Raw genomic sequence first — 10,061 nt, 5'->3', positions numbered from 1 at the left:
GCGCGAACCGGTCGCCATGGAGGGCGGAACCACCTTCGAGTTCGTCACCGGCGGTATCGAGGCGTTCATGGAAGTGGTAGGCGACCGTATCGGCGTCGATCTCGCTGATCCCGCCCTCCTGGGCGCGGATCGCCCCGGCGAAATACCGGAAGTGATCGACCGCCAGCGGCAGATCCGCCGCCTTGGTCTCGCGGACCGGCTTCCCGTTCTCCCAGGTCTCGGCGACCGCGAGCGCCTCGAGGTTCTCCTCGATCCGGTCGGCTATCTTGTTCAGGATATTGGCCCGCTCGGTCGCCGAAGTGGCACCCCAGCCGTCGCTGGCGGCGTGGGCGGCATCCAGCGCCAGCTCCACATCCGGTGCGGTGGACCGAGCGACCTCGCAGAAGGTCTCGCCGTCGATCGGCGACGGGTTGTCGAAATACTTGCCCTCGACCGGCGCTGTCCACTCACCACCGATGAAATTGTCATAGCGGCGGGCGTAGCTGACGATACTGCCGTCGGCACCGGGCTTGGCGTAGGTCATGACGAGCTCCTCGTTCGACGCGTGCACTGCTAGTCACCGAATAATTCCAGTGACCTACCTCACTATGCCGTGTGGAAGTGAACGGCGCGTCGTCTTCATCCGGAAAATTCTGGCCGAGCCGGAGCGTCCACTCCACTGCCTCCGGAGCGGTGCGCCGGACCGGCCGGGTCGGGCGGCACGTTTCGGTCGCCCACGGGAAGACTCTCGACGTACGGACTGTAGGGACGGGTGGATGGAACCGTCGCGACGCCGGTTGCGTCCAGTATCTTGAGTGAAATCACGGAAGGTGGGGGCGGTATGGAAGTGGGGCAGGGGACCGCGAACGCGCTGTATCAGCAGGCCGTGGCGGGGACGTTCCGGATGGAGCGGGGTGCCGCGGAGCGGTGTGCGGCGGTGTATACGCGGCTGGTCGATAAGTGTCTGGACCAGCAGATCGAAGTCGCGCGTCGTCTCAACGAGGTTGATGGTTTCGGGGGGTTCGGCTCGGCCCAAGCGCTTCAGGGCGGCTTTCGATGGAAGGCGGATGATGGATTCAACGCGTTGATGGGCATGAAGGAGGCTGCGCTGCGGATGGCTGCGGCCTATCTACAGGCAGGGGGCGCATTCGAGGAAGCCGATCAGATGAACCAGCGTGCAATAACGGCGGCAGCGGAGAGCGGGAAATGACCGGAATATCGAAGGCCTTGACTGTGCCGGCCGTCTTGCTGGCCGTAATCGGTCTCTCGGGCTGTTCTCGGGACGCCGATGGGCAAGCGGGGCAGGCGGTGGGCGAAAACTCTTCGGTCGTGGCCTCTTCCTCGGCGCGGCCCACGCTGACGGATGCGAGGCTGCAGCCACCACCCCAGCAGAATGAGTACACCACCCAGGGGCGGCCCGAGGTTGTATTCGATCCGTGTACGTGGATCAGCGATCAAGCTGTGACGGCAGCAGGGCTGAATCCCGAATCACGGCGTCGCGGCGACGATCTGGTGGCGGAATACACCTTTCTAACTTGCGACTTCAAGGGGCCGCTTCGTGATCTGCAGATCAACTCGGGAAATGTGACTTGGGAGGAAGACCTGCAGAAGAACGGAAGCCACGCCGAACCGATCATGGTGAACGAACGGCAAGCGTTGCGGGTGGAGGACCCTGCAATGCCGGGCGTTTGCAGTATTCATGTCCGAACGAAGGTCGGCTTCGTGATGTTCAGTTCGGCGCGGACATTCGAAGGCTCGCAAGCGGGCCTCCAGCGCTGCGACGGTGTTCCCGAGATCGCTGAAGCTCTCGAACCCGAGATAGGTTCGGAGAACTGATCATGAGTGGCGAAGAAACCAACTCACCGCTTGGCATTTTCGGACCGGTGTTGGGCATCGATCCGGCAGCAGTGCAGTCTCGGCTGGCAGGGCAGCAGAGCCAGTCAGGGGCAGAACATTTCGGCGACCAGGTATCCCACGGAGGCAAGGATCCCTCGTACATCACAGAAATGGAACAGTTCGAAGGCTTCTCGCATGCGGAAATTCACACCAACGTCGAAGCAATGACGCCGGGCATCATGCATGCGCTGGCGGACAGGTACGAAGAACTGGCCAATGCGCTGGGCGGAGCACTGTTCGGTACAAACCTCGCGATCCAGCGTGAACTATCCGACGGTCTGCATGGACAATTCGCAGATTCCGCTGTTCGGGCCGCACGGCAGTTCTACGACCAGGCAACCGATGTTCAGGAAGTGTTCCGATCGGTGGGTTTCCGGATCAAAGCGGCCGCGTACGGAGCGGAGGTCGTGAAGAAGTCCGTGCCGCCGCCACCGACCGCCTTACCCCCGGCCAATCCTGTTGCCGTGGTCGGCCCCGCCCAGGTCGCTCAAACGGTAGTGGGTGCGATGGATCCCGCGTCCGCAGCTGCCCTGGATCGGTATAAGGAAGACCAGCGGCTGGTGGCGGTCGAGGTGATGAACATGGCCTACAAACCCACCTATCAACCCGCCGGCGACGGAGTTCCCTCGTTCATCCCGGTGCAGGCCCCCGGCGACGGCGATTCACCGGGTACCACCAACCCCAACGGTTCCTCGCCCGGAAATCCTGGCGGCACAACGACGTCGACCTCGCCGGGGGGCGTGACGCCCGGGGGCGAGACGCCGGGTGGGGAGAACCCGGGCGAGGATTCGGCTCCGGGGACGCCGGGTACCGAGGAGGAGTCACAGACCACCACCGCCGGTACCGAAGACAACCCGACCACCCAGCAACCGGCGGGCACCACCACCGGAAACCCGACCGGAGATCCTCAGCGCACCACCCCGTCCACCACCACTACGGGTTCGCCCTCGGTGGTCGCGGGCAGCCCGTCCGGAGCGCCGCGTGGCCCTGGTGGTACGCCGCAGTCGCAAACCCCGGGGAAGACGGTAACCAGTACCCCGGGCGCCCAGAACGTTTCGTCGGGAGGCCCGGCAGCCGCGTCCACGGCCGGCACGAGCCGGGCGATGTCGGGGATGCCCGGGATGATGGCACCGGGTGCGGCCGGGCGGCGCGGTGAGGACGACGCGGAGCATGCGACGCCGGACTATCTGATCCACGATCGTGAGGAAGAGTTGTTCGGCGCACCGATCACGGCGGTGAACGGAGTACTGGGGGGCGACGCACCGGCGGCCCAACCTGCCGACGACCGGTATGAACGCGGCGACCGGCGATGAAGTGGGAGTTCACCCCGGACGAGTTCATCCATGTGTGGAAGCAAACGGGCCGGGACCGCTATCCTTACCCGCTGGAATTGCGGTCGGCGGCGCGCTGGGAGGGTGAGTTCCGGCTGCTGGCGGCGCGGATCGAGACGGCCTTTCCGCGGGGCACCGATCCGGAACTCGCGGCCGCGCTGGGCGTGGCCGCGGACCCCGAATCGACGCTCACACTGTCGGGGAGTCGTCGGCATCGGATCCGGGCGTTCGGCGGGTTCTCGGGTACCGCGGGGGTGACGGTCGTCCAGTTCCCCGGCGTCGATACCGATTTCGACGGGAAGATCGTGGTCGAGATCGGACCGGCGGACCTCGTGCCCAGGGTTTTCCTGCAGATCCTCGGCGAGGTGCCGAAGGGAAGCCGGCCGCCACTGGTGGAGAGTATCGATCGGCTCCGGGAAACCCACGAACTCTGGAACGGCGGAAAACCGCAACCGGCCGACCGGATGCGCCGGCTGCTGAAGGCGCCTCGGTCCGGTTCGGGGTTTCTGGAGGCCCGGCACCGCCTGCGTGACCCGTCGCCGCCGCCCCCGCGCTATCTGAGCTGGTTCGATGTGGCCGCCGACGGCCGCTACATCTACTACCACCAGTATCAGGATTTCCACATCGTTCCCATCTCGCATGAGGAAATGCGCCGGGAGATCGATCGTCTTGCGGCACGCCTCCCGGCTTGAATTGCTCCGCCTTCGTCTCGGATTGCAGGGTTGTCCCTTGCGTCGCTGCCTATCGCCCGCATCGCCCGCAGCGGCTTTTAGGTCGGTTGGAGTGACCGATCAACTCGGTCATGGAAGGCCACCGCGCATAACAGCCACCGTTCAGATCGATGACGTCGGCACGGCGGACGATTCGCTCGAGTCGTCCCTCGAGATGGCCGACGGTGGGGACGAAAACCGCTTCAGCGGCGTACCGCTCGATGGAGTCTTCGAGAATCGCGAGCCGGGCAGGTTCGTCCACGGGTACGAGTACCGTTCCACAGAACCGATATCCGAGCCGGTTGGCGCGGTCACGCAGGCGCAGTTCGCTCCGACGGGAGCGGAAGTCGGTCGGATCGGTGACGATGTAGGCGATGGCCGGCGCCGGGTCCGGCAGGTTCACTGCGTCCTACCCGTATCGGGAACAATACGTCCGGCTTCCACGAGTGTGCTCCACGCCGCGTATTTGATCGAGCACTCATGACGGAGACACGAGCGATACAACTGCATGATCCGATGGGCCTCATCGATGGTGAGTGGGGATGCTGGGGCGGTGTGGTAGACGCAGCGAGACCAAGAAGGTCCGTCGTCCGACAGGTCGAAGTGTTGAGAGCTTGACGTCTCGACTCCCATTGCGCGCCTTTCCTAGCCGCGGATTCCGGTGAGGGTTTCGGCCGGGTCACCTTGCTTCACGGTGGACCGCCGACACAGTGGACTATGCCACTTGATTGGATAGTGGCATAGTCCACTTGGAAGTTCGGGAAATGATCCTGGATGGATGCCCGACTTCCGGAAGGTTATGGCGTAATCGGGTATTCCTGACGGAAAGACCATCGCTGGGGCGGATATACGGCCTCGTCGAATTGCACTGGATTGCCGTCGGGGTCGTAGGCAACGAGCCAATAGGTGAGCACGGCCGAGGGCTCGGCCAGATCCAGCCATCGCCGCTCGTCCTCGGTGGCGAGTCGCGCGCATACCTGTTCGCGGGCGTATGTCGCTCGTAGCCCAACCGCATCCGCGATGTATCGCAGCGTGCCGCCGCGCAGGCGTTCACCGATGAGCAGCCTCGGTGCTCGATCCGCGAGCGAGGCCGGATACCAGGAGGTGCACAGTTCCGACGGCCCGTGGTTCTCGTTCCGGATCAGCCGCTGGCGCTGGATGACCTCATCGTTGTTGTCCACGCCGAGCGTGGAAGCTACGTGCCTGGGTGCAGGGACGATGCCGAGGAAGGGGAACTCGATGTGCTCGACATCGGAATACATCGTGCCGAGGACGGCGGCTCGTTCGAGTCGTTCACGTGCGCGTGGTGCGGCGTGTGGTTCCCGGACGAAGGTGCCGGAACCTTGACGGGATTCGACGAGCCCTTGTTGCCGCAATGCTTGCAGGGCTTTACTGGCCGTGGGGCGAGCGACCCGCCATTGCGCCGCAAGTTCTCGTTCGGATGGCACTTCGGAACCCGGTGGCAGATCGCCACGCACGATCTGGTCCCGCAGATATCCCGCGATTTGCAGATACTTGGGCAGTACCTGTTCGATTTCGGGCACCCTTGCTCCTCCCGAGTACCATAGGCCACTGGCCAGTGTAGGAGCGAGGTATTGGTGGGCGGCACCCGACCATGGCAGCGATAGCGATAGCCGCGGGAGGCGGCGGAGACGCGGTAACCACGGCGATCCTCGGTGTCAAGATGCCCGAACTGGGTGTAGCGGCGATCATGAGCTACTCCTGGGATCGACTCATGGTCGATCCCACACCCGGCCCGCGCACCCGGGCCGATTTCGAGGGGCTCAAAGATCTCGGAGGAGTGAGTGAGGTATCGCCACGGGCGGTTCTCCGCACCGAGGGACAGTCCACACTGCCGACACTCGTGCACCACATTGCGTCGCCTCTACTCTTGATCGATCCGAGCGCCGGAACGGCCGGGGTTGCGAAGCAGATACGTTGCGCAGCTGCGGCATTCGATGCGCAGTCCGTCATTGTCGTCGATGTGGGGGGCGATATCCTCGCACAGGGGCATGAGCCGAATCTGCGTAGTCCGCTCGCGGACTCGCTGGCTCTCGCTGCGGCGGTCACCTCGGGCTTGCCCGTAGAAGTGCTGGTGACCGGTGCCGGTCTCGACGGTGAATTGTCCACTGTCGAGGTCGACGGGCTTCTGAGAAAGCTCGCGGCGCAGGACATCGCCGCACTCGACCCGGCCGATGTGGCCGAGTTCGAAGCTGTCTGGTCCTGGCATCCGTCCGAAGCCAACGGTCTGCTGGCGGCCGCCGCCGCCGGCTGGCGCGGTCTCGTGGAGACCCAGCGTGGATCGGTGGTCTCCCTGGCGGAAGAGTCGGTCCGCGTCCATCGAGTTGATGCCGGTCGGCTGGTTGACGCTTCGCTGGCGAAAGTCCTCCTGTCGGCGGCCACGCTCGCCGAGGCCGAGGCTGTGGTGCGGGCTCGGCTCGGCAGGAGCGATATCGATATCGAGCGTCAGCGCCGCGCGAACTGGCACGCTATCGCTCCGGCAGAAGGCCACGCGCTCGACACAATTGATCGTTATGCCGAGGGCGCCGCGGAGCGAGGCATAGGCGCGCTGACCGCACGACGGGTCTTCGAACTGGTCGGCGCCACCACAGCCGAAACCGTTCGTATGCTGCGCGGGTGGCTCACGGCTCGGCGCCCGGATCGCTTTCAGCCGCCGCTCTACAGATGTCGAGGCTGAGCGTCACGAGAACGCGTCTGTGATGTGCCACTGCACCGGCCGGTGGTTCCCGGCTCTGGTCGAGGCGGTACCGAAGCCGCCACCTTACGATCTGGCCTGAATTGGGGTGCCGGTGACCCAGACCTCACGCGTGGCACGCCAACATCGCCGGGACGCGGCATAGGGTCGGGACTATGAGCGAGGAGAAGCAGTACCGCATCGAGCACGACACGATGGGCGAGGTCCGCGTTCCGGTGGACGCGCTGTGGCGGGCTCAGACGCAGCGCGCGGTGGAGAACTTCCCGATCAGCGGACGTGGCCTGGAACGGGCGCAGATCCGGGCGCTCGGGCTGCTGAAGGGCGCCTGCGCGGTGGTGAACCGGGACCTCGGGCTGCTCGATGCCGACAAGGCGGCGGCCATCGTCGCGGCGGCACAGGAGATCGCCGACGGCCGCCACGACGACCAGTTCCCGATCGACGTCTTCCAGACCGGCTCGGGTACCAGCTCGAATATGAACGCCAACGAGGTGATCGCCTCCATCGCGGCCAACAACGGGGTCACGGTGCACCCCAACGATCACGTGAACATGTCGCAGTCCTCCAACGACACTTTCCCGACCGCCACCCACCTGGCCGCCACCGAAGCGGTGATCAAGGATCTGCTGCCGGCGCTGGAACATCTGCGGCTGGCGCTGCTGGACAAAGCCGGGGAATGGCGCACCGTGGTCAAATCCGGTCGCACCCACCTCATGGACGCGGTGCCCGTGACGCTGGGCCAGGAGTTCGGCGGATACACCCGTCAGGTCGCGGCGGGGATGGAACGGCTGCTCGCGACCCTGCCCCGGCTCGGTGAGCTGCCGATCGGCGGCACCGCGGTCGGCACCGGGCTCAACGCACCGGCCGGATTCGGCACGAAAGTGGTCGCGGAACTGGTGCGCTCCAGCGGGATAGACGCGCTCACCGAGGCCGAAGACCATTTCGAGGCGCAGGCGGCCCGCGACGGGCTGGTGGAGGTCTCCGGTGCGCTGCGCACGGTCGCGGTGAGTCTCACCAAGATCGCCAACGATATCCGCTGGATGGGGTCGGGCCCGCTGACCGGGCTGGGCGAACTGCAATTGCCCGACCTGCAGCCGGGCAGCTCGATCATGCCGGGCAAGGTGAACCCGGTGCTGCCAGAGGCGGTGACGCAGGTCGCGGCGCAGGTGATCGGCAACGACGCGGCGGTCGCGTTCGCGGGCGCGGGCGGGCATTTCGAGCTCAACGTCTACATCCCGGTGATGGCGCGCAACGTCCTCGAATCCATCCGTCTGCTGGCCGCGGTTTCCCGCCTGTTCGCGGACCGCTGCGTGCACGGGCTGACGGCCGACGTCGAACGGCTGCGCACCCTCGCCGAATCGTCGCCGTCGATCGTGACCCCGCTGAACTCGGCGATCGGCTACGAGGAAGCGGCGGCGGTCGCCAAACAGGCGCTGCGGGAACAGCGGACGATCCGCCAGACGGTGATCGACCGGGGGCTGATCGGAGAGGCGCTCAGCGAAGAAGAACTCGACCGCCGTCTCGATGTGCTGTCCATGACCAATACCGACCGCGGCTGAGCGCCCGGTAACGGTGCGGCGAACACGTGTTCGCCGCACCGGCGGCGGGTCTCAGGACCCGAAACGGGCGAGTTCCGCACGCGCCGCGATCCCGGACTCGCCGAGATCGGTGCGGCCGAACACATCCCAGCGCCGCAGCAGCGGCGCGAACACCAGTTCGTCCTGCTTCGCCGGATCGTAGATGCCCGCCTCGGCCAGGACCTCGTCGCTGCTGCGGCCACCGGGCAGCGTCACCGACGGCACCCGGAAAGCGGCCACCTGATCCGCGACCGCCCGCATCGCCTGATCGGGAGCCTCCGCGAACCCGGCGGCGAGCAGTTCGGCGAACACCTCCGACTGCAGCTCGTCGTCCTTGGCGATCCGCTCGCTGATGGCGGTGACCAGCGGGTTCTCCCCGAACGCCGCGGTATTGCGATGCCGGACCGCGGACGCGGCCTCCTCGAACGCGCAGGCGGCCAGCACATCGAGCAGATGCATCGGCTCACGGCGGAAACCATCGGTCATATGACCCATGCGCAGCCGCTCGAGTTCCACCGGATCGCAGGCCCGGGTGACCATCAGGTAGTTGCGGATGAGGACGGAATGCCGAGCCTCTTCGGCGGTCCAGCGCCCGACCCAGCGCCACCAGGCACCGGTGCGCAGGTACTTGCCGAGTTCGCGGTGATACGCGGGTAGGTTGTCGGCGATCAGGACGCTCACGGTGAGCGCCAGCCGCGCCGTCTCGCTCAGCTCGGACTGGGCGGCATCCCAGTCCTCACCGCCGAGGAAGGCGAAGTTGCGGCCGTCGTCCCACGGGACGAAGTCGTGCGGCTGCCATTCGTCGGCGATCTCGGTGTGGCGCCGCACGGTCAGTTCCACCTCGACCGCGAGGGATTCCAGCAGGTCGCGGTCGGTCAACAGATTCTGCACGCACACACGGTAGCGGGTCGGACGACGAAACGGGACGCCCACCACTGCGGACGCCCCGATCGCGCCGAAATCAGTTCTCGGTGACCGTGGTGGAACGGTCCGACGAATTCCAGGTGATGGTGCCGCCCTCGAACTCGCTCATCTTGCCGTCGGGGGTGTCCTCCTCGTCCGACACCGGGAATCCGAGCTGGCCCTCGGCGCCGCCGTTCTGCTCCCAGGCCTCGCGGATATCGCCCCACACGACATGGGCGCCGGTCTCCTCGCTGAAGAAAATGGTGCCGCCGGTGAAGTCCTGGTAGCGGCCGCCGTCGGCGACCACCTCCTCCTCGCCCTCCGGCATACCCAGCGTGCCCGTCGGGCCACCTGCCTCGGTGTACTTCTGATAGATGGAGCCCTTGACGGTGACCTCGGTCCCGTCCGGCGTCTGCACGGTGGTCTCACCGGCATCGGCGTTGGGGTCCTCGTCCGGAGTGGCCGACCCCTCGGCGCCGGTGGTCTCGGTGGCCGACCCCTCCGCTCCGGGAGACGGGGTCCCCCCGGTATCCCCGCCCGGCATAACCTGCGAGGTCAGCGAGCCGACGGTATCCGACACCGAAGTGTCGTCGTCGCCGCAACCGGCGACGAGCAGGCCCGCGGCAGCGAGCGCGACAGTGAATCCGGCCGAACGTCGAGCGAAGTGGTGCATGTCCATCCTCTCGCGACAGGCCGGGTGATGCACAGCCAGAACTGTGGAAAACCCATCACTCCGGCTCATTCATGCGGCAACGTAACGGCTACCGATCGCGAGATCCCGCAACGCTGCCGGTTCGGTGGTCACGCCAGATATTACCCGCCCAGTCCGAATCCGGACCATAGCTGAGAAGTAGCTGTGTTTATTGGAGCGGCTTCGCCGCTCGAGGGTTCGGCCCCCGAAGCGTCTGCTGTCAGCGCTCGAGACTGGCGGCTGCGCCGCTTCGCTTCGAGC

Annotated in this window: 11 protein-coding genes; 6 read left to right on the top strand and 5 right to left on the bottom strand. The window is 66.0% G+C overall.

Translation table 11 applies throughout. The annotated features are described in order from the left end of the window. Nucleotides 1-523: aldehyde dehydrogenase family protein (locus tag ACWDU1_RS22890; protein WP_450001372.1), on the bottom strand; the 523-nt coding region annotated here is incomplete at its 3' end. A 297-nt stretch (nucleotides 524-820) separates the two neighbouring features. Here ACWDU1_RS22890 and ACWDU1_RS22885 point away from each other — a divergent pair. From ACWDU1_RS22885 to ACWDU1_RS22870, 4 genes are read left to right on the top strand one after another with little or no spacing between them, the layout of a single operon-like run. Then, nucleotides 821-1,189: a hypothetical protein gene (locus ACWDU1_RS22885; protein WP_450001370.1), complete on the top strand. Its 369-nt coding sequence runs from the start codon at nucleotides 821-823 to the stop codon at nucleotides 1,187-1,189. Next, nucleotides 1,186-1,815 (top strand): DUF3558 domain-containing protein, encoded by a 630-nt coding sequence (locus ACWDU1_RS22880; protein ID WP_450001369.1) that lies wholly within the window; start codon nucleotides 1,186-1,188, stop codon nucleotides 1,813-1,815. The genes ACWDU1_RS22885 and ACWDU1_RS22880 overlap by 4 nt, the downstream gene beginning before the upstream one ends. Nucleotides 1,816-1,817: 2 nt before the next feature. After that, nucleotides 1,818-3,188, top strand: coding sequence for a hypothetical protein (locus ACWDU1_RS22875; protein ID WP_450001368.1), 1,371 nt, complete (start codon nucleotides 1,818-1,820; stop codon nucleotides 3,186-3,188). Next, nucleotides 3,185-3,898, top strand: coding sequence for an ESX secretion-associated protein EspG (locus tag ACWDU1_RS22870; RefSeq protein WP_450001366.1), 714 nt, complete (start codon nucleotides 3,185-3,187; stop codon nucleotides 3,896-3,898). Before ACWDU1_RS22875 ends, ACWDU1_RS22870 begins: the two co-directional genes overlap by 4 nt. A gap of 49 nt (nucleotides 3,899-3,947) precedes the next feature. On the opposite strand, the gene ACWDU1_RS22865 is transcribed toward ACWDU1_RS22870, so the two are convergent. Continuing rightward, entirely contained in the window at nucleotides 3,948-4,319 is a 372-nt protein-coding gene (locus tag ACWDU1_RS22865) for a hypothetical protein (protein ID WP_450001365.1), read from the bottom strand. Between the two features lie 394 nt (nucleotides 4,320-4,713). After that, a complete protein-coding gene (locus ACWDU1_RS22860) occupies nucleotides 4,714-5,460 on the bottom strand; it encodes a GntR family transcriptional regulator (RefSeq protein ID WP_450001364.1) in 747 nt (248 codons plus the stop codon). A 71-nt stretch (nucleotides 5,461-5,531) separates the two neighbouring features. Here ACWDU1_RS22860 and ACWDU1_RS22855 point away from each other — a divergent pair, with 71 nt between their 5' ends. Together ACWDU1_RS22855 and ACWDU1_RS22850 are read left to right on the top strand one after the other, a co-directional pair. Further along, complete coding sequence (locus ACWDU1_RS22855; protein ID WP_450001363.1) at nucleotides 5,532-6,614, top strand: DUF1152 domain-containing protein; 1,083 nt, start codon at nucleotides 5,532-5,534, stop codon at nucleotides 6,612-6,614. A gap of 173 nt (nucleotides 6,615-6,787) precedes the next feature. Continuing rightward, nucleotides 6,788-8,188 carry a class II fumarate hydratase gene (locus ACWDU1_RS22850; protein WP_450001362.1) on the top strand — a complete coding sequence of 467 codons (1,401 nt, stop codon included), beginning with the start codon at nucleotides 6,788-6,790 and terminating at the stop codon, nucleotides 8,186-8,188. A 51-nt stretch (nucleotides 8,189-8,239) separates the two neighbouring features. Here ACWDU1_RS22850 and ACWDU1_RS22845 read toward each other — a convergent pair whose 3' ends face one another. Together ACWDU1_RS22845 and ACWDU1_RS22840 are read right to left on the bottom strand one after the other, a co-directional pair. Then, nucleotides 8,240-9,097 carry an acyl-ACP desaturase gene (locus tag ACWDU1_RS22845; protein WP_450001360.1) on the bottom strand — a complete coding sequence of 286 codons (858 nt, stop codon included), beginning with the start codon at nucleotides 9,095-9,097 and terminating at the stop codon, nucleotides 8,240-8,242. 70 nt (nucleotides 9,098-9,167) lie between these two features. Continuing rightward, complete coding sequence (locus ACWDU1_RS22840) at nucleotides 9,168-9,782, bottom strand: LGFP repeat-containing protein (protein WP_450001358.1); 615 nt, start codon at nucleotides 9,780-9,782, stop codon at nucleotides 9,168-9,170. Nucleotides 9,783-10,061: the final 279 nt, after the last annotated feature.

This window comes from Nocardia sp. NPDC003345, from assembly GCF_053589395.1.
The sequence above is the reverse complement of the archived record's forward strand: the minus strand, read 5'-3'. Positions and strand labels throughout refer to the sequence as shown.

Excerpts from the sequence above, each read along its gene's own strand:
- ACWDU1_RS22885 (WP_450001370.1), top strand. The coding sequence starts at position 821 with ATGGAAGTGGGGCAGGGGACCGCGAACGCGCTGTATCAGCAGGCCGTG.
- ACWDU1_RS22880 (WP_450001369.1), top strand. The coding sequence starts at position 1,186 with ATGACCGGAATATCGAAGGCCTTGACTGTGCCGGCCGTCTTGCTGGCC.
- ACWDU1_RS22875 (WP_450001368.1), top strand. The coding sequence starts at position 1,818 with ATGAGTGGCGAAGAAACCAACTCACCGCTTGGCATTTTCGGACCGGTG.
- ACWDU1_RS22870 (WP_450001366.1), top strand. The coding sequence starts at position 3,185 with ATGAAGTGGGAGTTCACCCCGGACGAGTTCATCCATGTGTGGAAGCAA.
- ACWDU1_RS22855 (WP_450001363.1), top strand. The coding sequence starts at position 5,532 with ATGGCAGCGATAGCGATAGCCGCGGGAGGCGGCGGAGACGCGGTAACC.
- ACWDU1_RS22850 (WP_450001362.1), top strand. The coding sequence starts at position 6,788 with ATGAGCGAGGAGAAGCAGTACCGCATCGAGCACGACACGATGGGCGAG.
- ACWDU1_RS22840 (WP_450001358.1), bottom strand. The coding sequence starts at position 9,782 with ATGCACCACTTCGCTCGACGTTCGGCCGGATTCACTGTCGCGCTCGCT.